This window comes from Allobacillus sp. SKP2-8, from assembly GCF_007559355.1.
Lineage (GTDB): Bacteria > Bacillota > Bacilli > Bacillales > Alkalibacillaceae > Allobacillus > Allobacillus halotolerans.
The window spans coordinates 17,555-40,790 of the sequence record NZ_VMHF01000016.1 but is presented as its reverse complement, the minus strand read 5'-3'; the positions used below and the strand labels follow the sequence as shown (position 1 = coordinate 40,790).

20 protein-coding genes and 1 pseudogene are annotated in these 23,236 nt (G+C 39.9%); 19 read left to right on the top strand and 2 right to left on the bottom strand.

What is annotated here, in order from left to right:
* The first annotated feature begins 6 nt into the window (after positions 1-6).
* The 5 genes from flgL (at position 7) to FPQ10_RS10850 (ending at position 3,417) form a co-directional block, all read left to right on the top strand.
* Entirely contained in the window at positions 7-894 is an 888-nt protein-coding gene (gene flgL, locus FPQ10_RS10870; RefSeq protein ID WP_144163535.1) for a flagellar hook-associated protein FlgL, read from the top strand.
* Between the two features lie 66 nt (positions 895-960).
* Entirely contained in the window at positions 961-1,515 is a 555-nt protein-coding gene (locus FPQ10_RS10865) for a DUF6470 family protein (RefSeq protein WP_144163534.1), read from the top strand.
* 14 nt (positions 1,516-1,529) lie between these two features.
* The gene (gene fliW / locus FPQ10_RS10860; RefSeq protein WP_144163533.1) at positions 1,530-1,970 is read left to right on the top strand and encodes a flagellar assembly protein FliW; all 441 of its coding nucleotides are present in this window, start codon (positions 1,530-1,532) and stop codon (positions 1,968-1,970) included.
* A 1-nt stretch (position 1,971) separates the two neighbouring features.
* Complete coding sequence (gene csrA / locus FPQ10_RS10855) at positions 1,972-2,196, top strand: carbon storage regulator CsrA (RefSeq protein WP_144163532.1); 225 nt, start codon at positions 1,972-1,974, stop codon at positions 2,194-2,196.
* 123 nt (positions 2,197-2,319) lie between these two features.
* Positions 2,320-3,417: a flagellin N-terminal helical domain-containing protein gene (locus FPQ10_RS10850; protein ID WP_144163531.1), complete on the top strand. Its 1,098-nt coding sequence runs from the start codon at positions 2,320-2,322 to the stop codon at positions 3,415-3,417.
* A 56-nt stretch (positions 3,418-3,473) separates the two neighbouring features.
* Here the strand turns inward: FPQ10_RS10850 and FPQ10_RS10845 are convergent, their stop codons facing one another.
* Positions 3,474-4,736 (bottom strand): cytochrome P450, encoded by a 1,263-nt coding sequence (locus FPQ10_RS10845; protein WP_144163530.1) that lies wholly within the window; start codon positions 4,734-4,736, stop codon positions 3,474-3,476.
* Between the two features lie 185 nt (positions 4,737-4,921).
* Here FPQ10_RS10845 and flaG point away from each other — a divergent pair, with 185 nt between their 5' ends.
* From flaG to FPQ10_RS10785, 12 genes are all read left to right on the top strand, one after another.
* Positions 4,922-5,272 (top strand): flagellar protein FlaG, encoded by a 351-nt coding sequence (flaG, locus tag FPQ10_RS10840; RefSeq protein ID WP_144163529.1) that lies wholly within the window; start codon positions 4,922-4,924, stop codon positions 5,270-5,272.
* 12 nt (positions 5,273-5,284) lie between these two features.
* Complete coding sequence (locus FPQ10_RS10835) at positions 5,285-6,793, top strand: flagellar hook-associated protein 2 (RefSeq protein ID WP_144163528.1); 1,509 nt, start codon at positions 5,285-5,287, stop codon at positions 6,791-6,793.
* A gap of 21 nt (positions 6,794-6,814) precedes the next feature.
* A complete protein-coding gene (gene fliS / locus FPQ10_RS10830) occupies positions 6,815-7,213 on the top strand; it encodes a flagellar export chaperone FliS (protein ID WP_144163527.1) in 399 nt (132 codons plus the stop codon).
* Positions 7,206-7,568, top strand: a complete 363-nt coding sequence (gene fliT, locus FPQ10_RS10825; RefSeq protein WP_144163526.1) for a flagellar protein FliT — start codon at positions 7,206-7,208, stop codon at positions 7,566-7,568. The genes fliS and fliT overlap by 8 nt, the downstream gene beginning before the upstream one ends.
* Before the next feature lie 224 nt (positions 7,569-7,792).
* Entirely contained in the window at positions 7,793-8,374 is a 582-nt protein-coding gene (hpf, locus tag FPQ10_RS10820; protein ID WP_144163525.1) for a ribosome hibernation-promoting factor, HPF/YfiA family, read from the top strand.
* An 896-nt stretch (positions 8,375-9,270) separates the two neighbouring features.
* On the top strand, positions 9,271-11,781 hold the full coding sequence (gene secA, locus FPQ10_RS10815) for a preprotein translocase subunit SecA (RefSeq protein WP_144163524.1): 2,511 nt from the start codon (positions 9,271-9,273) through the stop codon (positions 11,779-11,781).
* 643 nt (positions 11,782-12,424) lie between these two features.
* A protein-coding gene (prfB, locus tag FPQ10_RS10810; RefSeq protein ID WP_144163523.1) for a peptide chain release factor 2 occupies positions 12,425-13,526 on the top strand; the annotation gives its coding sequence in 2 pieces (ribosomal slippage) (positions 12,425-12,496 and positions 12,498-13,526; 1,101 coding nt in all).
* A gap of 54 nt (positions 13,527-13,580) precedes the next feature.
* A complete protein-coding gene (cccB, locus tag FPQ10_RS10805) occupies positions 13,581-13,916 on the top strand; it encodes a cytochrome c551 (RefSeq protein ID WP_144163522.1) in 336 nt (111 codons plus the stop codon).
* A gap of 631 nt (positions 13,917-14,547) precedes the next feature.
* Positions 14,548-15,234: a cell division ATP-binding protein FtsE gene (ftsE, locus tag FPQ10_RS10800; RefSeq protein WP_144163521.1), complete on the top strand. Its 687-nt coding sequence runs from the start codon at positions 14,548-14,550 to the stop codon at positions 15,232-15,234.
* Positions 15,224-16,117, top strand: coding sequence for a permease-like cell division protein FtsX (gene ftsX / locus FPQ10_RS10795; protein WP_144163520.1), 894 nt, complete (start codon positions 15,224-15,226; stop codon positions 16,115-16,117). Before ftsE ends, ftsX begins: the two co-directional genes overlap by 11 nt.
* An 81-nt stretch (positions 16,118-16,198) precedes the next feature.
* Positions 16,199-17,719: a murein hydrolase activator EnvC family protein gene (locus FPQ10_RS10790; RefSeq protein WP_144163519.1), complete on the top strand. Its 1,521-nt coding sequence runs from the start codon at positions 16,199-16,201 to the stop codon at positions 17,717-17,719.
* Positions 17,720-17,899: 180 nt separating this feature from the next.
* A complete protein-coding gene (locus FPQ10_RS10785; protein WP_144163518.1) occupies positions 17,900-19,396 on the top strand; it encodes a S41 family peptidase in 1,497 nt (498 codons plus the stop codon).
* A 53-nt stretch (positions 19,397-19,449) separates the two neighbouring features.
* Here the strand turns inward: FPQ10_RS10785 and FPQ10_RS10780 are convergent.
* A pseudogene (locus FPQ10_RS10780) lies at positions 19,450-19,542 on the bottom strand (IS3 family transposase); the annotation flags it as partial.
* A gap of 293 nt (positions 19,543-19,835) precedes the next feature.
* Between FPQ10_RS10780 and FPQ10_RS10775 the strand changes: the two are divergent.
* Together FPQ10_RS10775 and FPQ10_RS10770 are read left to right on the top strand one after the other, a co-directional pair.
* The gene (locus tag FPQ10_RS10775) at positions 19,836-20,447 is read left to right on the top strand and encodes a hypothetical protein (RefSeq protein WP_144163516.1); all 612 of its coding nucleotides are present in this window, start codon (positions 19,836-19,838) and stop codon (positions 20,445-20,447) included.
* 904 nt (positions 20,448-21,351) lie between these two features.
* Positions 21,352-23,004 carry a hypothetical protein gene (locus tag FPQ10_RS10770; protein WP_144163515.1) on the top strand — a complete coding sequence of 551 codons (1,653 nt, stop codon included), beginning with the start codon at positions 21,352-21,354 and terminating at the stop codon, positions 23,002-23,004.
* Positions 23,005-23,236: the final 232 nt, after the last annotated feature.

The window sequence follows — 23,236 nt, the reverse complement described above, 5'->3', positions numbered from 1 at the left end:
TGAATAATGCGAATTACACAATCTATGATCAGTCAAAACATGCTGAAAAACATTAGTAATAGCTATTCACAGATTGATAAGTATATGGATCAATTGTCGACTGGCAAAAAGATTAATCGCCCTTCCGACGATCCAGTCGTTGCGATGCGTGGAGTCAGCCATCGAGACAGTTTAGGAAAAATCGAACAATACGAGCGCAACATTGCCGAAGTGAATAACTGGATGGACAATTCAGATGATGCATTGAATGAAGCTGGACAAGCACTTCATCGTGTGCGTGAATTGATCATTCAAGCGAGTAACGATACGTATGAAGAAAACCAGCGGAACAACATTAGTAAGGAAGTCGATCAGCTGAAAAAGCATTTAGTCGATATCGCCAACACGAAAGTAAATAACAAGTATATTTTTAACGGTACGAATACGACGGAAGCACGTTTTGATAAAGACGGTCAACTGACCAATGCGGCAGATCCAAATAATAACGATGTCGAAATTGAATTAGCGGATGGAATTAAAGTTCGTTCAAATGTGAATCCAGCGAATGCATTCCCTGCCGATTTATTCACTAAGCTAGATGACGTTGTTGCTGAATTGGAAAATCCAAATGCGAGTAATGCAACGATTGAGGGATTCGTCGAAGATATCGATGGATTTACCCAAGGACTTGTAAATGAACGCGCAGATTTAGGAGCTCGGATGAACCGGGTAGAGCTAATGGAAAATCGGATTGCTCAGCAACGGGTGGCAACCTCCGATTTGATATCCTCCAATGAAGATGCGGACATGGAAAAAGTCATTATGAATCTCGTTCAAGCAGAAAGCGTTCACCGAGCGGCACTTGGCGCAGGCTCACGAGTCATTCAACCGACATTACTTGATTTCTTACGTTAATAGATTTCTAGATAAGCTATCTGTGTTTGATGCAGATAGCTTTCTTTCACGAGAGGAGGAGAAGCGATGCAATTTCCACGATTAAGCATTCAGTCACAGCCTGCATTACTTGGTATGAACACCCAACCTGCTTCACAACAAATCCAACAGCCCAAAGCCGATATGCAAATTCAACAACCAAGAGCGGACGTGTCGATTACGACGAAGCCAGGCAAGCTGTCGATTGATCAGTCAAAAGCGTGGGCAGATATGGGCAAATTCGCGTCAATAGAGGCAACGAAAAAAGCAGCTAATCAAGGAAAACAAGCAGTCATGGAAGCGATTAGTCAAAAAGCGAATGAAGGCAACCAACTCATGAAAATCGAAAACGGCGGGAACGTCATCGCTTCTCTTTCGAAACAACAAACAATGGCTGATGTGAAGCCAGCAGCACTGGACTGGATTCCTTCGCATTTTTCTGTGAAAACAAACTATACACCAGCTGAAGTGGAGGTTTCAGCGCAAGCTAGGAAACCAGTGATTAACACAACACCACAAAAAGTGGTCCACGAATACCAACCGGGGAACCTAGACATTTATGTCAGACAATCAGCTGACTTGCAAATTGAGTTCCAAGCATAGAAAGGATGATAGAAATGAAAATCCAAACAAATTATTTTGGCGAGTTGATCATTGATGAAACGAAGGTTATCAAGTTTGCAAACGGCCTGCCAGGCTTTCCAGACGAAAAGGAATTTGTCATTGTCGATCTTGAAGGAAACCCAGCATTTCAAGTATTGCAATCAATCAATAATCAAAATCTAGCATTCGTCATAACTGACCCCTTTTTAATTTATCCAAACTATCAATTCGACTTGAAAGATTCAGTCGTAGAACAACTAGAGATTGAGTCGGAAAAAGATGTGTTGATTCGCTCAACCTTAACCATACATAAACCATTTGACCAATCGACGATTAACCTTAAAGCACCATTGATCATTAACCAAACCAAGAAACAAGCGAAGCAAATTGTGTTGGACGACGATAACTACACAACGAAACATCCAATCCAAGCCGTCAAGCAAGGAGGGGAGTAAGATGCTCGTACTCACACGAAAAACTGGCGAATCCATTCAAATTGGTGATGATATTTCCATCAAAGTTGTAGCGATCGAAGGCGATCAAATCAAACTGGGCATAGATGCTCCCCAAAATGTAGATATCCATCGGTCGGAAATCTATCAACAAATTATTGAAGCAAACCAACAAGCTTCTCTAAATGAAGAAACAAAAGATTTTATAAAAAATCTTAAAAAAGAGTAAACAAACTAAAAGATCCACCGATATATCTAGTAGAAGATGAAACAAACGTCGGCCGACAATCGTTTCATTTTACTTAGCCGCCACAAGGACGTGGCGAAACACAATTCAAGGAGGAAATTACTTATGCGTATTAATCACAACATTGCTGCGTTGAACACACACAACCAGCTAACAAACAACAGCAACAACATCCAAAAATCTTTAGAAAAACTATCTTCAGGGCTTCGAATCAACCGTGCAGGTGACGATGCTGCAGGCCTAGCAATCTCTGAAAAAATGCGTGGGCAGATTCGTGGTTTGGAAATGGCACAAAAGAACGCTCAAGATGGTATTTCATTGATTCAAACAGCAGAAGGAGCTCTAAATGAAACACATTCTATCTTACAGCGTATGCGTGAGTTATCAGTTCAAGCAGCAAACGATACCAACGAAACCTCTGATAGAACTGCAATCAAAGAGGAGTTAGATCAACTAAGTGAGGAAGTTAAACGAATTGCTGATACTACTCAATTTAATGGTCAAGATCTATTAAAAGGCAGCTTTGGTGTTCAATTAGACACAAATGCCACCGACTTAGCTGTAGGAAGTGATGGAGTAATTGATCTTAATATTGGTGGAATGGAAGCAAGTAAAAAAATTGATTTAACTGTTAATGGAACTAAAATTACAGCGACTGATCAGGTTGGTAACGCTCAAGTAATTGATGCTGGCTCTGCAGAAGGAGTTTCTAAAACTCTCGACTTCAATAGCTTTGGCTTAAGTATTACTCTTGAAGATGCAACTTTGGCAGACTTAGATGGATCTATTTCTACATCCGCACAAGGTGATAAAAACTTACAAGTCGGTGCCAATAGTGATCAAAAAATTGCTCTTACAATAGGTGATATGAGCGATGAGGGTCTTGGGGTGGAAAAAGCAGATTTACAAGTTTCTACCCACTCCGATGCTGAGAGTACAATTGGTGTAATTGATGATGCAATTAAAGCAGTATCAAAGCAACGTTCAGAATTGGGTGCAGTCCAAAATCGCCTAGACCATACAATCAATAACCTAGGAGCTTCTGCTGAAAACCTAACAGCTGCTGAATCTCGTATCCGTGACGTTGATATGGCTGCTGAAATGATGGAGTTCACTAAGAACAACATTCTTTCTCAAGCTTCTCAAGCGATGTTGGCTCAAGCGAACCAGCAACCACAAGGGGTACTTCAGTTACTTCAGTAATTTTATTACAAACTACAAAAAAGCGTCCGAAGCCTTCTCGGCTGGACGCTTTTTCTTTAATCTCTCCATCTCACATTCTTCATCACAATTTTACTGTTCGGCATCGTCGGTGGATGGACTAAGCTATAGCTCATATCTTGCGCTGGAACTTCAAAATCAATCTTCTCCACAAAATAATGCAAGAAAATTTGCATCATTCTTATCGTAATCCATTCACCTGCACAGCGATGTCCGCCTAAATAATCTCCTCCACCTTGTGGAACAAAGTTAAACGGGCTGCCGTCCCAATCTTTAAATCGATCTGGTTTGAATAAATCTGGGTTATTCCATATCTTCGGATCGTTATTTGTTCCATGAAAGTCAAAGATTACTTGATCATTTTCTTTGAAAGCATGTCCTCGGTAAACAAAGTCTTGTTTCACACGAGCTACGTTGAATGGAAAGAATGGATAAAAGCGACGGACTTCCTGAATAAATCGTTTATAAGCATCTCGGTCATCATTGACGCGTAATTTCTCGACTTCTTTTGGATGATGAATCACAGCATGAGCCGTAAAGGTTACGTAAATCGATATAGCAACCATTGGGCGGATAATATTCAATAAATCATCAGTAACCGCATCTAAATCTTCCAATTTCCCTTCCAAGTCACGGTGCCAAGCAATCACATGCAAAGCGGTTTCTTCTGGAGGATGAATTTCTTTTTCACGTGTTTTCACGATTAAGTCTTTCGCCCAGTTTTCCAGTTGAATTCTTGAATTCCGTCCTTTAAACTGTTTTAATCCAATAGTCGCAGGCGATTCAAACAAATCAGCTGTCTTTGGTGCGAGATTTCTGATTTCATGCTGTTCAAGCGAAATTCCAGCCCAATCACAGGCAATCTGGAAAATCATCTCTACCGCTTCATCATATAGTTTGATGCTTTTTTCCTTTTCCCATTTCTCGATGTATTGTTCTAAGTATGTTTCAATCGTCTGGTCCAACACTTGCAGACGTTCTTCAGACATTAAACTCATGAGCATTTCTTTCCGGTGACGATGCGCTGGTCCATCCAGACCTTGAACACCATGTTCACCGAGTAACGTCTTTTGAACTCGTTTTGGTGCTGCTCCTTCACGTTTAAAATAATCCGTATTATAAAAAAGTTCAGCAGCCTCTTCGCCACTCATAAAAACGGTTTTTTCACCGAGTATGCGTGATTCGAAAAAATTAGATTGAAAGGCTTTCTTCCGGTTCGGTATATATTGATACCCTTCACGGAGAACATCTTTCGTATGATCTAAACCGACTTCGCGTGGAATGCTCGATCTTCTAGTCATGCTAACACCTCGTTTTTTTTAATGCTTCTATTCCATTTATATACCCTGAAAGTAACAGTTCAAACGATACCCTCTTTAATTTACGTTTGAGAGCGAAGAATTATCCACAGATGCTACATAGATAAGCTAAACATTCACGCCAATAATCCGATATAATTAAAAAGAATAGTGGAGGAGCAAATAGGATGAAATTGGACACGTTACTCAAGAGTTCTCCTATTTTGCAGCAACCGGCATCAACTCATGAATCGGTGAAGGTCAAGCAACCAGAACATCCGGACATGCAGCAAACAATAAATGAAAAATCGTTATCGAAGGAAGAAGCGGCAAAGCTTGTGAAGGGGCTGAATGATTTTGTCGAGCCGATGCACACATCGATTAAGTTTGAGCTTCATGACAAGCTGGACCGTTATTATGTATCAGTCATCGATCAAAATACCGATGAAGTCATCAAAGAGATTCCGCCGAAAAAAATGCTTGATATGTATGCGGCGATGGCGGAGTTCATGGGCTTTATCGTAGATGAGAAAGTGTAGGAAGGTGTTCATATGATCAACAATACGATGCGTGTGAGTGGGCTTGCATCTGGAATGGATACAGATCAGATCATTAAAGATTTAATGGCTGCAGAACGAATTCCAATGACCAAAATGCAACAAGATCAAGAATGGTTGACGTGGCAGCGTGATGCTTATCGGGAAACAAACTCGAAACTGTCTGAGTTTAAGAACCTGTTTCGAGATTTAAAGTTCTCGAAAGCCTATCAGTCGAAGCAAGTAACGACTTCGGCACTCGGTGTGACGGCTTCAGCGACAAGTGCTGCGCAAGAAGGAAAACACTCGATTTCCGTGAGTCAGCTAGCTTCAAAAGCGATGCGCGTCTCTGAAACAGGTATTTCTGGTGATGGGGAAAGAATGAACCCGAATGAATCGTTGTCTGCACATTTTGACGGATTCACTGGAGGCACATATGGATTCAAGACATATGATGAAAATGGTCAAGCCAATCAACATGAAGTAACCATTAACGATACCGATTCATTGAAAGATGTGTTTAAAAAAATTAGCGAAGCATCTGATGGAGCTGTCAGAGCTTATTATGATACGAACTCAGATAAAGTTTTTATGGAACGAGCTTCCTCAGGTAATTTTAATCCTGGAGGAGAAGAAATCACCTTTGATGATCCAGCCAATTCTTTTTTCACAAACGTACTCAATCTGACAGGCAAAGAGATCGGTGGTAAAGATGCCGAATTTACGTACAACGGGGTTTCGCTAAAATCGAAAGAAAACTCATATACGTTAGACGGTGTCACGTATCAATTTAATCAAACGGTTGATAATGCCGTGATTAATGTACAAAACGATACACAGAATACGTTCGATAAAATCACCGAATTCGTCGATAAATACAATGAACTGATCGAGTTTACAACGGATAAAACAGGTGAGAAACGGCATCGAGATTTTCCACCTTTGACGGAAGAACAGAAAGAGGAAATGACCGAGAATGAAATCGAGCTTTGGGAAGAAAAAGCGAAAAGCGGTCTTTTGCGGAGCGATAACATTATCCAAAGCGGAATGAGAGGAATGCGGACAGCCTTTTATTCCGATGTTCAAAATGACGAAGGTGCCTTCAACCGCTTGGCGGATATTGGAATTACCACTTCTAAAAATTATCGTGATAACGGGAAGTTAGTTATTGATGAAGATACCTTGAGAGGGGCAATCGAAAACAACGCAGAGGACGTCAGACGATTATTTTCTAACCCGGCAGATGACGACTCTCGGGGACTTTTAAACCGAGTGGAAGATAGTCTCGACGGCATGATTTCGCGTATTACGGATAAAGCCGGTAATGACAATCGGACAGAGCAAACATACACGATGGGTCGCGAATTGCTTGGAATTGAAGAGCGAATCACGGACTTTGAACGTCGCCTGAAGCAGGTTGAAAGTCGTTATTATAAGCAATTTACGCAGATGGAAACGGCAATCCAACGCATGAACCAGCAATCCGCCCAATTGATGAGCCAACTTGGCGGAGGCCAACAATAATAATCCAGTAGGAGTGTTTTCATGAATTACCAACAACCACATCAAGCCTACCAGCAAAATTCCATCCAAACCGCCAGTCCTGGCGAGTTGACAATGATGCTTTACAATGGCTGCTTGAAATTCATTCGCTTAGCCAAAAAAGGCATCGAAAACGAAAATATCGAACAGAAAAACGTCAACATCCAGAAGGCGCAAAACATCATTAGCGAACTCATGGTGACATTGAATCCTGATGTTGAAATTTCCAATCAAATGCGTTCCTTGTATGATTATATGAATCGTCAATTAATCCAGGCCAACATCAAAAATGACGTAGAGATCCTTTCAGAAGTCGAGGGCTTGGTGAGCGAGTTTCGCGATACATGGAAAGAAGTCTTGAAATTGAACAAACAACAAAAGCAGGTTTCGATGAATGGGTAACGAATTAACGCAGCTGAAGATTTTACTCGAAGAAACGATTAAAAAAGTAGAGGTATTGGCGGCGAAACATGACCATGAACGTTTTATTGAAGTCGTCGAACAAACGGCTGACGAGCGAGATGCGCTATTGAAAGAGTTGAACCTAAGTGAGGCAGAAAGAAAAGCCAATCAGGCGATGATCGACGAGATCCTCCGCTTCGATCAACAGCTCAATCGTATGGTCAATCAGTATTTCGACAGCTTCAAACGAGAAATCATTTTACTCAAAAAGAAAAAAGATACAAACATGAAGTACACAAACCCATACAGCAAAATGAAAAGTCCTGATGGCGCATTTTTGGACAAACGGAAATAAATTAATTTTTTAGCAGTAGCATTCATGGAGTGGATGCTGCTTTTTGTTTGCTTGAGAATGTCAGGATAAATTTTTTAATATAGGACTTAACCCTTGATTCTGCGCGAAATTTGTCGAAATAATGAACCTGTACCAAAAAGAATAAAATAAAAGTCGAGTTTATGGAGGATTATGAGCGGGTAAGGTAGAATAATATATACATACGACTAAAAGGAGGCCTGCTTATGTTTAAGTATAATATCCGTGGTGAAAATATCGAGGTGACCGATGCGATTCGGGATTACGTCGAGAAGAAAATCGGCAAATTGGAGCGTTATTTCGATCAAACGCCTACTTCTGAAGTACATGTGAATTTAAGTGTTCATAATGATGGGCAAAGAATTGAAGTGACAATTCCAATGACAGATTTGGTTCTGCGCGCTGAGGAGGCACATAACGATTTATACGCTGCAATTGATTTAGTCGTAGATAAATTAGAAAGACAAATTCGTAAGTACAAAACAAAAGTGAATCGTAAGTTCCGTCAAAAAGGCGCTGCGAAATACGTATTTGCTGAAATGGAAAGAGAAGCAAACGCCAATGGTGGTTTGCTATTAGATGAAGATGAAGCAGAAGATGACAGTGAAGTAGATATCGTTCGTGTAAAACGATTTGATTTGAAACCGATGGATTCTGAAGAAGCGGCACTACAAATGGATATGCTAGGACACAATTTCTACGTATTCGAAAGTGCTGAAACTGGAGAAACCAATGTGGTTTACAAACGTAAAGATGGAAGCTATGGCTTGATTGAGCCAAACGCTTAATCGAATTACACACAATAGCCTTGGTCCGATTGCTGGACTGAGGCTATTTTTATTTTATTGTTGTTGAACGGCTCATATATTCTTAAATTGGGCACATATTTTCTATCCTAGGGAGCATATTCCGGTGAACCGGGCACATATCAATCAAATGAGGGAACATATATCATCGATGAGGCTCATATCCGTCTGATTAGGGAGCATATCTGCATCATCGAGGCGCATCCCACAGCTAATCTGTGGGCATTTCACAACCCTAGAGCGCATATTTCAACCACTTGGGAGCATATCCCATTCACCCACCAAAAAATTTTAAAAAACTTTCATTTTGTAGATAAATCATTTTTCCAATCGTTTTTTGCTCACTTATTTCAAAATCCAGACAAAAAGTGTCCTGAAACCCCACCATGCGTGCATTTTAGCGATTTTTCTTACATATAAACCTGTGATATAACTAAATCAAGCAAGATCATTAAGGGGGGAATACGAGATGTGCAATGTCAAACCTTGCCCCAGTTGTTCACGTCTCGAGAAAAAGCTTAATCAACAGAACGAGATCATCGTACAATTAATGCGCATTGTCGCAGCGTCTAATGAAAAAATATCTGTCATTGAAGACCATCTGAGTGTTTATACCTCCACAACGAACGCTCCAGAAATCCTTCAGCCGAAATCCTACTCCTTCCTCAATTCCAAATAACCATCCGCTTAATGGTCTTGTTATGGTTGACTACTGCCCCAGTCAACCATTTTTTCTTTAGTGTAAATATCAATTGCTTTTCGATTTTTGGCCGGCAGTGTGACGGGTTAATGCAGGTGAGGATTGTTGTCATGGTGGTTTCATTAGTGTTATCATTAATGTTGTGCAAGTGTAAATTTAATCTTGGGGTTGAGGATATATGAAGCAATTATTGACGAAAGTATTTGGTGATGGAAATAGTCGCCAATTGAAAAAACTAGAAAAAGTTGCGGATCAAATAGAAGAACTAGAACCACAGATGCAGCAGCTTTCTGATTATGCGTTACAGGAAAAAACGGATGAGTTTAAAAAACGATATCAAGATGGCGAGTCATTGGATGACTTGTTGCCAGAAGCGTATGCGGTTGTGCGTGAAGCTTCCAAACGTGTGCTTGGCATGCGTCCGTTCTATGTCCAGCTGCTTGGTGCGATTGCTTTGCATCAAGGGGATATAGCGGAAATGAAAACCGGTGAGGGTAAGACATTGGCCTCCACGATGCCGGCATACTTAAATGCGATTACAGGAAAAGGCGTTCATATCATTACGGTGAACGACTACCTTGCCGATCGTGACTCGAATGAGATGGGTGAGCTATATAATTGGCTTGGTCTGACAGTCGGTTTGAATACGAATAGTTTATCAAAAGACGAAAAGCGTGAAGCATACGCCAAAGATATTACGTATGGTACGAATAATGAATTCGGCTTTGATTATCTACGCGATAACATGGTGTTATATAAAGAAAAAATGGTGCAGCGTCCACTTCATTTTGCGATCATTGACGAGGTTGACTCGATTTTGATTGATGAAGCGCGAACACCATTAATCATTTCTGGGTCTCAGCGAAAATCACAGTCCAATTATTTACAAGCGGATCAGTTTGCTTCGACATTAAAAAATGAAGAAGACTATACGTATGATGAAAAAACACGAAATGTGCAGCTGACAGAGCAAGGAATCACGAAAGCTGAACAATATTTCAATATCGAAAACCTTTATAATTTAAATAATGTCGCATTGACGCATCATATTAACCAAGCGTTGAAAGCGCATGTCGTCATGCGTAAAGATACCGATTATGTTGTTGAGGAAAATGAAGTCGTCATCGTCGACCAATTTACAGGTCGTTTGATGAAAGGTCGTCGTTATAGTGATGGACTTCACCAAGCAATCGAGGCGAAAGAAGGCTTGCCGATCCAGAAGGAAAGTATGACGCTTGCGACGATTACTTTCCAGAACTTCTTCCGGATGTATGAAAAAATTTCCGGGATGACCGGTACGGCAAAAACGGAAGAAGAGGAATTCCGTAATATTTACAATATGCAGGTCGTTTCTATTCCAACGAACGAACCGATTCGCCGGGATGACCGGGCGGATTTGATTTATAAAACCGTTGATGGGAAATACCAAGCGCTCGTTCGAGAAGTGAAAGAGCGCCACGAAAAAGGACAACCGATTTTGATTGGTACGGTCGCCGTTGAGACGTCTGAATTGATCTCAAACTTCTTGAAAAAGGTTGGCGTTAAACATAATATTTTGAACGCGAAAAACCACTTTAAAGAAGCTGAAATCATTTTGGAAGCGGGTCAAAAAGGTGCTGTAACGATTGCGACGAACATGGCCGGTCGTGGTACAGACATCAAATTAGGTGACGGTGTAAAAGAACTTGGTGGTTTAGCCGTTATCGGAACGGAACGACATGAATCACGCCGGATTGATAACCAGCTTCGTGGACGTTCGGGTCGTCAAGGAGATCCAGGTGTCTCTCAGTTCTACCTTTCCATGGAAGATGAACTGATGCGACGTTTCGGTTCAGACAATATGAAATCGATGATGGACCGTTTCGGGTTGGAAGAAGATCAACCGATTGAAAGTAAAATGGTATCCCGTGCAGTGGAATCGGCTCAGAAGCGAGTCGAAGGGAATAACTTTGATGCGCGTAAACAGCTACTTGCTTATGATGATGTTATGCGTCAACAGCGTGATATTATTTATGAGCAGCGTAAAGAAGTGCTTGAATCCGATAGTCTGCGTGAAATCATTGAAGGTATGATTCGTTCAACAGTCGAACGGAATGTCCATGCCTATACGCAAGATGAAGATGATGAGAACTGGGATCTAGAAGCACTGGCTGAATTTTTACAAGCGAATGTGTTGAACCAGGATGAAGTCTCTGTTAATGATCTCAAAGGAAAAGAACCAGAAGAGATCATTGAGTGGGTCATTGAAAAAACACAAGAGAAATACGATGCTCGTGAAGAAGAACTGACCGAGGATCAAATGCGTGAATTCGAAAAAGTCATCCTACTCCGTACGGTTGACAGTAAATGGATGGACCACATCGACCAGATGGACCAACTGCGCCAAGGAATTCATTTACGTGCGTACGGTCAGAACGATCCATTGCAAGAATACCAAATGGAAGGCTTCTCGATGTTTGAAGAGATGATTGCTTCCATCGAACAAGAAGTCGCCAAGTATGCCATGAAGGCACAAATTCGAGAAAACTTACAACGTCAGGCCGTTGCGACAGGTACCGAAGCGATTGCTGGCGGACGCCAAGATCAAAAGAAGAAACGTCAACCGATCGTCAAGAAAAAAGAAGTCGGACGTAATGAACCATGTCCATGTGGCAGCGGAAAGAAATATAAGCACTGTCATGGAAAATAATAAGATTCTAAAAGGTTGAAAAGCTGGTTTCCCAGCTTTTCAACCTTTTTTTATTTGGATTGATCACTGATTTTATGGTTGGGAGCATATATTTTCATTTTGGTCCCATAAATCGGATAACAGGGAGCATATATCTACAAGTTGGTAGCATAAGTCGTCTAGTCGGGCGCATATCCAGATCCATTGGTCTCAAATAAACTTGAATAGGGCGCATAACATACTGGTCATGTTCCTTAATCCAGCTGATGACTCACCTTTAATTGGATTGATCATTGATGACGTTGGTTAGGGCGCATATATCCGAAATTTGGTAGCATAAGTCTTCTAGTCGGGCGCATATCCGGGTCCACCGTTCTCAAATAAAACTGAATAGGGCGCATAACATCTCAAATTCACGAGAAAAAAGGGCGCATATCTCCGAATATTGGTCACAAATCCGCAAATCCACACAATAAGTCACATAAATTTAGCGTTGAATCGTAAATAAAATAAACTTAAGTTGTAAAAGCTCTAGGTGTAAGGCACTATTTTTTAATGAATTGCTGGGAAATCCAACCATCTGTAACGAATTGTTCAGTTTTAGTTTTGTTTAGTCGTGTTATAATACGGGTAAATGGAAACAATAATCAACAGAGGTGAAAGTATGGATTTAACAGAAATCAAACAGAAAATCGATAAAATGAATGAGACTTTAGAAAACTTTAGGAGGTCACTTTGACTTACCTGAAAAGCGTAAACGCATTGAAGAGTTAGAAATCCAAATGACTGAACCAGGCTTCTGGGACGATCAAGATAACGCCCAGCAAGTGATTGATGAAATGAATGGCCTAAAAAAAACGGTTCAAGAGCTCGATAAGCTTTCAGAGGAACTTGAAAATCTCGATGTTTCCTATGAATTAATCAAAGAAGAAAATGATCAAGAGCTTTTTGATGATTTACATGAAAGCATTCAACATTTTTCGAAGGAGCTCGACAGCTTCGAACTTGAAATTTTACTGAGTGAGCCTTACGATAAAAATAACGCCATTTTAGAGATCCATTCGGGTGCCGGTGGAACTGAGTCTCAAGATTGGGCAGAGATGTTACTCCGGATGTATACGCGGTATGCTGAGAAAAAAGGTTTTAAAGTCGATACGATGGATTATTTACCCGGAGATGAAGCAGGCGTTAAAAGTGTTACGCTCTTAATCAAAGGGCATAATGCTTATGGTTACTTAAAAGCTGAAAAAGGTGTACACCGACTAGTGCGGATCTCACCGTTTGACTCCTCAGGCAGAAGACATACTTCATTCGCATCATGTGAAGTCGTCCCGGAATTTTCCGGAGATGTTGAAATTGATGTGAAGTCAGAGGAATTGCGCATTGATACGTACCGTTCGAGTGGTGCCGGTGGCCAGCACGTCAACACATCCGACTCAGCCGTCCGGATTACACACGAGCCGACAGGTACTGTTGTTACTTGCCAGTCGGAACGGTCTCAAATCAAAAACCGCGAACAAGCGATGAAAATGTTAAAATCGAAACTATACCAATTGGAAATTGAAAAACAACAACGAGAAATGGATGAAATTCGAGGAGAACAGAAGGAAATTGGCTGGGGCAGTCAAATCCGTTCTTACGTGTTCCATCCGTACAACATGGTGAAAGACCATCGTACGAACCTTGAGAACGGCAATACTCAAGCCGTCATGGATGGAGAGTTAGATTCATTTATTGATGCCTATTTACGTTCAAAAGTTGATTAACTTTTGGATGTTTAGGGAAACATACAAACAAACATAATGAGGAGGTCAACAAACATGAAGAAAAAGTTACTCACTGCAATCTTTGGTGGAATGCTTGTCTTAGCTGCCTGTGGTGGCGGCGATGACGGTGGCGGAGACGGCGGTGGAGAAGAATCAGCATCTGGCGGTGGCGACACTGGCGCAGGTGAAGAGCTCTACCAGCAAAACTGTGCATCTTGCCACGGTGGTGACCTATCCGGTGGAGCAGGTCCATCTCTAGAAAACGTTGGAGATGACTACGATGCAAGTGAAATCGTAGACATCATTCAAAACGGTAAAGGTTCAATGCCAGCACAAAACGTTGAACAAGGCGATGCAGAAGAAATCGCTGATTGGTTAGTTCAACAGTAAATTGAATGGATGTATTGAACAAGCTATCTCATCTGAATAGATGGGATAGCTTTTTTTGTTGGATACGCTGTGAATCTTCAGTGTTAAATGTGTGATCTTCAGTGTTAATTACTCTACCTTCAGTGCTAAATCCTAGACCTTCAGTGTTGATTCACATTTCTTCAGTGTTATTTCCCCAATCTTCAGTGTTAACTCACCCACCTTCAGTGTTAAAAATCCATCCTTCAGTGTTAATCACCCCCTCAACTTTCTACTCTATTTCTATTTAAATTGTTCCATTTGACCTATCACCACATTATGTTTAGGTAATTTGAATGATTCATTCAAAAAAATTGATGTAAAGAAAGAGGGAATCTGGTCGATATATATCAAAAGACAGTGAGTTAATCGTAAAGAAGAGACAAATCTCCTAGTAAATACGATTGTAGACATGACTTTGAAATGAAAATGTAATATTAAAAAGGGTAAAATTTATGCCGAATGATGTTATAATAGGTTTTGAATTAAGAGTTAGTTGGTTGTCCTGAAACAAATCAAACGACCAATCTACTAGATTTCCTATAATGATAGAAAAAACACATAGAATCGACAGCTAACGAAAAAACATCCTAGGGGGATCGTGCTACTTATTATGATCGAGATGAAAAATGTTTATAAAGAATATAGCCACGGCGTTATGGCCGTTGACGGTTTAACCGTAAATATAGATGCAGGTGAATTTGTTTATATTGTGGGGGCGAGTGGTGCAGGAAAAAGTTCATTTATTAAGATGATGTACCGCGAAGAGCTAGCCACAAAAGGTGAAGTCTTGATTGAAGGTAAGAATGTGACCGACATGAAATTGAAAGACGTTCCGTTCTTGCGACGCGATATCGGGGTCATCTTCCAAGACTTTAAATTACTTCCTCGTCTAACAGCATTTGAAAATGTCGCTTTTGCGTTGGAAGTTATTGAAGAAAATCCAAAGAAAATTAACAAGCGTGTACTCGAAGTATTGGAAATGGTCGGGTTGAAGCAAAAAGCAAGATTCCTTCCAAACCAGTTATCAGGTGGGGAACAACAACGAGTTGCGATTGCCCGGGCAATTGTTAACAATCCAAAGATTGTCATTGCTGATGAGCCAACAGGAAACTTGGACCCTGAAACTTCTTGGGAAATCATGCGAATTTTTGAAGAGATCAATACACGAGGAACGACAATCGTTATGGCGACTCACAGTCAGGAAATCGTAAACAAACTTAGAAAAAGAGTCATCGCTATGGAAAACGGTCAAATAGTGAGAGACGAGCACCGAGGGGAATACGGTTATGAAGCTTAGTACAATGAGAAGACATGTGCGAGAGGGCACGAAAAATATAGTCAGAAACAGTTGGATGACGGTAGCGTCAGTTGGTGCGGTGACGACAACGTTAGTGTTGGTCGGGATTTTCCTCGCATTAATGTTTAACCTAAATCAGCTGGCTGAGAATATTGAAAATGAAGCACAGATGAAAGTTTACGTAGAAAGAACTGCTGAAGATCAAGACATTCAAGAATTGGAAAAACAAATCAATGAAATCTCAAATATTAGTGAGATGGAATTTTCATCAAAAGAAGATGAACTGGAAGGGCTCATCTCTGATATGGGTGAATCAGGCGATCAATGGGAGCTATTTGAACAATTCAACCCATTGAGTGACGCTTTTAATATAAAAACGTATGAACCAGAGCAGTTGGCAGGCGTTGCCAATCAGATTGAACAAATGGATAACGTAGAAGAAGTCAATTACATGAAAGATGTCGTCGATCGCTTAATTGCCTTCAATGACATTGCAAGGTGGATTGGAATTATCTTCATCGGCGCACTATTGTTGACAGCGATTTTCCTTATTTCCAATACGATTAAAATGACGATTATCGCACGTCAGACAGAAATCGGCATTATGAAGCTTGTCGGAGCGAAAAACAGTTTCATTCGTTGGCCATTTTTCGTTGAAGGTGCCTTGATGGGCGTTCTTGGATCGATTATTCCGATAGCTGTTGTAGCTGGTGGATATTACTACCTTTACAATCAATTCGCAGATGAAATTCCGATTCCATTCTTTGAATTATTACCGGCGAATCCATTCATTTGGCAAATCTCAGGAATATTACTTGGAATTGGCGTTGTCATCGGTATTTGGGGAAGCGTCATGAGCGTTCGTAAGTTTTTGCGCGTATAGAAAACCATCATACAAGCATCGCTAGAGAAAGACAGCAAACAAATCTACTAATCTTTTAAAGATTTGAAAGGGGAACAAAAGTTGGGGAAAAAAACGGTAAAACTATTCTTAGCAGCAATTTTGTTCATAGGAATTTTTCAACTAACAGCAGTAGCAGATGTCAGTGCAAAAAGTATCGGTGACTTACAGAAAGAGAAAAGCCAGGTGAATCAGAAGCACAAAGAAGTTAAAAGTGATCTGGATGAAGCGAAAGATCGCTTGAATGAAATTAAACAAAAACAGAAAAACACACAAAGTGAAATCAATAAACTGGATGAAAAAGCATCGAATACACAGAGCCAGATTGATAAAAAGATTAAAGAGCTAGAAAAGAAAGAAAGCCAAATTAATACAAAACAAAGTGAAATCGATGAATTAAACGCAGAAATCAATACACTTGAAACAAAAATTAAAGAACTTCAAGATGAAATTAAGCAGTTGAAAGAAGAAATCAAACAACTTAAAGCAGAAATTAAAGAACAAGAAGCAAGTATTGAGAAGCGTGAAGATTTATTGAAAAATCGTTTACGTAGTCTGCAAAAAAATGGTGGAGACATCCAATACTTAGAAGTGATTTTAGGATCGAAAAACTTTGGTGATTTTATTAACCGTACCGTCGCTGTTAATAAAATTATGGAACAGGACAATCAGATTCTAGAAACACATATCCAAGAGAAAAAAGACTTGGAGAACAATAAAAAACAAGTCGAAAAGAATAAAACAAAAGTCGAAGAAAATAAAGTACAAGTCGAAAAAGATAAAGAGACTGTAACGGCACAACGCGATCAAGTCGCTTCTGAAAAGAAACAATTGGAATCTCAAAAAGCTTCTTTGGCTGCTGAGAAATCCAAACTGGACAACCTGTTTGTGAAGTTGGAAGACCAACTTGGCATGAAAGATACACAAATGGCGAAGTTAGAAAAGCAAGAAGAAGAAGCACATAATCACCAAATGAGCTTGTCTGAAAAAGAAGAAAACCTTCGAAGCCAGAAATCTGCTTTTGACAAACTCATCGCGCAACAAAAAGAAGAAGAACGAAAAAGAAAAGAGAAACAGAATAACTCAAACTCAAGCTCAAATAATTCAAGTTCAAACAATTCAGGTTCATCCAACAACGATTCAGGAAGTCCTGAAATTGAACAAACGACTTCTTCCAGTGGTTTCATCAAACCTGCAGCAGGTTATATTTCTTCTGGATTCGGTCACAGAAGTTGTAGTGGATGTTCTTCATACCACCCAGGTGTAGATATCGCACAAGGTGGAACGGTGCCAGTCAAAGCCGCTGCTTCAGGAATTGTAAGTCGTTCTTATTTCTCCAGCAGTTACGGAAATGTCGTGTTTGTTTCTCATATCATTAAAGGACAGAAGTATACGACTGTTTATGCACATATGAGAAATCGAGCGGTCTCTACTGGTCAAACAGTAAGCCAAGGACAATACTTAGGAAACATGGGGAACACAGGACAATCATTCGGTCAGCATTTACACTTCGAAATTCACCGAGGCGGATGGAATTACTCTAAGAGTAATGCAGTAAATCCAGCAAGTTTCGGAATCAGATAAGTTTTTCTCATTTACGGATGAGATGACCTATAGTACGATAAAAGCATTACACAGTTTGTGTGATGCTTTTATCTATTTTTATAGACATTGCGAAATGAAGCTTCGTCTTCGAATCATATATCGGTGTTAAAATCGATACATAGTGAGATTGGACAAACTTTCTTGTTTTGAGGTGACCAAATGAATATCAGTAAAAAGTTGTTTATAAGCATGATCTTGATCGCTCTGCTCATCGGTGGCGTCGCAACGGGGTTGACGATGCAAGCGATGGATACAACAGCTAGTGACCAGGAAACAGAGGAAGAAACAGATGGAAAAATAGAGACTGATTCAAAGAATGATCAGGACGAAGAATCGAAGTCTGAAAAAGCGGAAACACCGGCCGAATTTCAATCACTGGACCGGGCGATTGATCTGATTCAAGCTAATTTCGTCAACAAAGTGGAACGCCAAGAGCTCGTGAACGGGGCCATCGAAGGGATGGTCAGTAAATTGGATGATCCTTATAGTGAATACTTGGATGCCGAGATGACGAAGCAGTTTAATCAATCGTTGGAGTCGAGCTTTGAAGGTATAGGTGCTGAAGTTACCAAACGTAATGAGCATATTACCATCATTGCGCCATTGAAAGGCTCCCCTGCTGAAGAGGCAGGCATCCGGCCGAACGACCGAGTGATTGAGGTGGATGGTGAATCGGTTGAGGACTACACGGTTTATGAAGCGACTTCGCTCATTCGTGGTGAAAAAGGAACAGATGTCGTCCTCACAATCGATCGTCCAGGCAACGAAGAAACGATTGAAATTACGATCACGAGAGATACCATCCCGCTTACGACCGTTTATTCTGATGTGATGGAACAGGATGGCAAGAAAGTCGGGGTTCTGGAAATCCGTTCATTCGGTGAAGGAACGGCAAAAGAGTTTAACGACCAATTATTAAAATTAGAAGATGAAGAAAATATTGAAGGACTTGTCATTGATGTCCGCGGAAATCCAGGAGGTCTTTTCGATTCAGTCGAAAGTATTTTAGCCAACTTCCTCGGTCCGGATGATCCGTTCGTCATGACAGAAAGACGTGGCGAGAAAGGTGAAGCCTATTATACGAATGGTCAAGGCAGAAAAGATTATCCGATTGCTGTATTGATCAATGAAGGCAGTGCATCTGCGTCTGAAATTTTAGCGGCAGCCTTTAAAGAAGTCGTCGAGTCAGACATCATTGGTGAAACGACGTTCGGAAAAGGTACTGTACAGCAAGCGATGGAGTTAGGCGATGGCATGTTGAAAATTACGGTCATGAACTGGCTCAGTCCGCATGGAAATCAGATCAATGAAGTCGGTGTCGAACCTACCATCGAAGTGAAACAGCCAGATTATTTCTACACGACGCTCATTCAAACGGAAGAACCGTTGAAGTACAATATGAATAACGCTGAAGTGGAGAAAGCTCAAATTATGCTAAAAGGTTTAGGTTACGAAATGGACCGGACAGATGGATATTTCGACAAGCAAACAACAGATGCAGTTGAAACCTTCCAGCAAGAGCATGATTTGAAAGTAACTGGTGAAATCAATGAAAAGACTGAAGAAAAACTAGAAACTTTAATCTTGGAAGCAGTTGAAAAAACAGAAAACGACCTTCAGTTAAAACGTGCTTTAGAAGAAATTACAGGTAGTTAAATAATAAACGAAAAAGATGGCTTTGGTAGTGACCCCTTAAAGTTAGAGTTTTATTATGCAGCTGTTTGGCTGGTTTGAGTTCGGTATTGTACTGGACTTAAACCAGCCAACTTTATTTTTATTCGTTCGTTATTGTAGTAAAAAACCAAAGAAGCCATAAGACTTCTAACCGTAAGTACTGAGGGTCTAGCCTAATCAATAACTGGCGATTACGCCGAGAATCCCCCACTTTCAACCACAAGGTTGTAAAGTGATGGGAAGTTTAATGTGTTTCGCCTAAGCTAAAAATCGCCACACCGAGATTTTAAAAAATACCTTTAAGTTAGAATTAATTAAATACTTTTGAATAATAATGAATAATAGATGTAAATTTTGTTAAAAGGGGGGGAGAATAAAAAATGAAAAAAAACATCATCATTTTAATCGGAATTTTTTTGTTGTGGGATTAGGTTCAACCTTTTTATTTAATCAAACAATAATAAGTAGCACTAATGAAGAGGTGAAAGATTCAGAACTAATCCCTTCAAGTGATGAGACCAATAAAGAAATTAGCCGAATTTTACAGAAGATTAAAGCAGAATTACAACCCAACTATAATATTGCAGTGATAAAAACCAAATATCCGTCAAATACAATAGTAGTAGAAGTGAAAGGTTCTCAAAAGTATTTAACATCGGTTGAAAAAGATATAGAGAATTCAGTGAAAAAGTTAATTGAAGGTACAATTCTTAACGAACATTTAATTTCTGTTACTAAGTATGTTTCTTCTTTCAAAGAGAGGGAGAGATTGAACGAAATTCATAGTGAATTATTAGCCAAAACGGAAACTTTATTAAAAGAACTTCAGGTTTTTGATGAAGTAATCGATATAAAATCACAATATCAAAAGTCTATTACAATAGAAACAAAAATTAAGGGAACCGATCAATATGTTCAATCAAAAATGAAAGAAATTGAAAAAGAGGTTAAGGAACTGTTAAATACTCAGAAGTTTAATTCTATCTCTAAGATTCAAGGTTACGATGTATCTGTGAAAAATGTGGATAATTAAGATAAATAAAAAAACGACTATGTCATTTCCGTAGTCGATTTAATCACATTAGTCATCGATCATTAATCATAAAATTTAATATTAACGGTATCGTCTATACTCATTCCAATATAGAATTTCACTGTGCTACCAGCTGGAATACTACTAAATTCAACAGTACCGTTGCCATCAGAATATGCCACTGGTTTTGAAGAATGATAATTACCGTTAACATACATTGTTGCACTGAAACTATTAAAATTTGTTCCATAACTTGTAACATCTAATGTAAAATTACCGCCATCTGTTGCAACATAACTATCAGTGAAAGTTTCATGTACATATACAAAAGTTAAAGTTTCTTCGCCTTTATAATCCCACTCTATATAATTCAGTTGAAATCCTTCAAAAAGTTTTATATTGGAATGATTTTTGTATTTAGCTAGGATCCATAATTACATGTTGTAATATACTGATACCTAAAATTCAGTAAGCATTTTTTTCAAGACTAACCGCACCAAGAATCTATCGAAACATGAATCATAGTTTGGTCGATATGACATAGGGTTAGAGGCATATTTCTTACAACTGAAAGCATATTTCCCAGAGAGTGAATACCTACTACCCCTGAACACGTATTTTCCAAACAGTTCGCATAGCTGACATCAACAATAAGGAAATTTCACCATAAGAGGTTCATAACTCAAGTTTTTGGGAACATATACAGTTGGGAGCTACATAACCTACTAATCTAGAATTTTATTAGCAAAGTTTGCAGGATTCTGCACTAGCTTTGACGAAATGTATATAGTATTAACGAGTTTTTCGATAGCCCTGTTTAGTAATTTCAAATACAATGTATTAAAATTTACAATAGATCTTTAAATAGACGAAGTTGCTTCTTAGAGAGAGTGAGGGATTGAACGTGTTGATGGAATGGCTGGTTGAGATCGGACTAGGAATTTTACGTGTGACATGGCAACCTCTTTTATATGCAGCCATAATCTTTGCGTTTTGGACAGGGTATAAACGAATTGAAAAGGAACGTAAGCAGTTCGGTCACCGGATTTTTGAAATCACAGCAGAATGGAAGAGAACTTGGTTAACAGGGTTGTTATTTGGCGTGCTTCTTTCTGTCGGGATTTTATTGGCCGGCGGATTGATTAGTTATGAATGGATGCTGTTCGTATCTGCGTTTACACTTCTATTTATGTTGTTTAATCAAACTCGTTTACTGTCGCCGATCTATACAATCGGGATTTCTGCATTGACTATCTGGCTATTAAACTTCTTTGATATAACGATTATTAATCAAGTCATTTCGGATGCGATTTACGCCGTCGATTTTGTCTTTGTAAGCTATATCATGCTCGTTCTATTTTTGGCGGAAATTATATTGGTCACAACGACGAAACGCTCACGGACATTTCCTGGGTTAGAAAAAAGTGACCGTGGTAAGTTCGTCGGCTTTCATTCGGCGAAACGACTCATGCTCATTCCATTTTTTGTTCCGATTCAAGGAACAGCATTACAACTGGACCAGTGGCTGCCGTGGTGGCCAATGTTTGAAATGGGTTCCACAACGTTTAGTCTCATGTTATTCCCAGCTATTATTGGTTTCCAGCAGCGTTTCCATAGCACGTTGAGTGATCACGGAGCCAAGCAGCTAGCCAAAAAACTTATGCTGTTGTTCGTCGTATTGGTTGGCTTGGCAGTCGGTTTATATTTTTATCCAGAATGGGTTTATGTATTTCTAGCAGTTGCGATTGTTGGACGCCTATTGATTCAATGGGCTACTTATATGAGCGAGTCAGGAAAACGCTCGATTTATAGTCCACAACCAGACGGAATCCAAATTGTCGGCATCACACCACACTCACCTGCAGATGAAATGGGCTTAGTCATCGGTGAAAAAATTGTCCGAGTCCACGATCACCCAGTGAGTAATGAGCATGAGTTTTATGAAATTATGAGTGTCAATCAAACCTATTGTAAGCTGTCTGTGAAAAATTTAGATGGGGAAGTTCGATTCGTACAACGTCCCATCTATCAAAATGAACGTCACGAACTGGGCTTGGTGTTTGTCAAAGAAAAGCCAAAGTTTAGCCTGCAACCGAATCAAACAGAAGAATTTGATTTAGATGAAGTTGTAACCGCGACGGAAAAGAATCAGCAAAAATATCATCAGTCGGATTCATCAGAAAGTTACACAACGAATAGAAACATGGAAGAAGAACAATTTTCAACCGAGTGGAACGAACAGGATAAACTTGAATCGTCTGACTTAGAGAAGCAACAAAAAATCGAACAGTCGCATGATTCGTTCTTAGACTTTTTGGAAAGCGATTCAAGCGAACAAGATCAACTCGAACCACCGAAACAAGCGTCGCCAGAAAAACTGGACGCTCCGAATCAAAGAGCAAACCGATTAACTGGACCAAGACATACGGAGCAAGAAAAAATTGAAGAACCGAAAAACAGTGAGCATAACATCAATGAAAAAGCTCTTTATGAAGATGAACTGATGTCGCTGATTGAAGAGTTACGCAGCAATGAAGACGACCAAAAGAATGACTGAATTATCGGGAAAACTGAGACAAAAGAAAAATATTGATGCAAAAGATGACTATTTATATAACAAGTAAAGATAGGAAGCGGAATCAAAATACGTTGACGCCTGCGGGAACAGCACGTGACTCGAGACCCCACAGGCCACGGTTTTCGGCCGAGGAGGCTCGAGCCGTGCCCGCGGTATAGAAGACACTGCGATTTATCGCAGATGTCGCCTTATGCCCTTTGGGTGCAAGCGA

What these genes read in the sequence shown, in the direction of transcription:
- fliT (WP_144163526.1), top strand. Translation starts at nt 7,206, where the DNA reads ATGGGTAACGAATTAACGCAGCTGAAGATTTTACTCGAAGAAACGATT.
- FPQ10_RS10785 (WP_144163518.1), top strand. Translation starts at nt 17,900, where the DNA reads ATGAATATCAGTAAAAAGTTGTTTATAAGCATGATCTTGATCGCTCTG.
- FPQ10_RS10845 (WP_144163530.1), bottom strand. Translation starts at nt 4,736, where the DNA reads ATGACTAGAAGATCGAGCATTCCACGCGAAGTCGGTTTAGATCATACG.
- hpf (WP_144163525.1), top strand. Translation starts at nt 7,793, where the DNA reads ATGTTTAAGTATAATATCCGTGGTGAAAATATCGAGGTGACCGATGCG.
- FPQ10_RS10835 (WP_144163528.1), top strand. Translation starts at nt 5,285, where the DNA reads ATGATCAACAATACGATGCGTGTGAGTGGGCTTGCATCTGGAATGGAT.
- flgL (WP_144163535.1), top strand. Translation starts at nt 7, where the DNA reads ATGCGAATTACACAATCTATGATCAGTCAAAACATGCTGAAAAACATT.
- secA (WP_144163524.1), top strand. Translation starts at nt 9,271, where the DNA reads ATGAAGCAATTATTGACGAAAGTATTTGGTGATGGAAATAGTCGCCAA.
- FPQ10_RS10850 (WP_144163531.1), top strand. Translation starts at nt 2,320, where the DNA reads ATGCGTATTAATCACAACATTGCTGCGTTGAACACACACAACCAGCTA.
- ftsE (WP_144163521.1), top strand. Translation starts at nt 14,548, where the DNA reads ATGATCGAGATGAAAAATGTTTATAAAGAATATAGCCACGGCGTTATG.
- flaG (WP_144163529.1), top strand. Translation starts at nt 4,922, where the DNA reads ATGAAATTGGACACGTTACTCAAGAGTTCTCCTATTTTGCAGCAACCG.
- fliS (WP_144163527.1), top strand. Translation starts at nt 6,815, where the DNA reads ATGAATTACCAACAACCACATCAAGCCTACCAGCAAAATTCCATCCAA.
- FPQ10_RS10865 (WP_144163534.1), top strand. Translation starts at nt 961, where the DNA reads ATGCAATTTCCACGATTAAGCATTCAGTCACAGCCTGCATTACTTGGT.
- csrA (WP_144163532.1), top strand. Translation starts at nt 1,972, where the DNA reads ATGCTCGTACTCACACGAAAAACTGGCGAATCCATTCAAATTGGTGAT.
- ftsX (WP_144163520.1), top strand. Translation starts at nt 15,224, where the DNA reads ATGAAGCTTAGTACAATGAGAAGACATGTGCGAGAGGGCACGAAAAAT.
- fliW (WP_144163533.1), top strand. Translation starts at nt 1,530, where the DNA reads ATGAAAATCCAAACAAATTATTTTGGCGAGTTGATCATTGATGAAACG.
- cccB (WP_144163522.1), top strand. Translation starts at nt 13,581, where the DNA reads ATGAAGAAAAAGTTACTCACTGCAATCTTTGGTGGAATGCTTGTCTTA.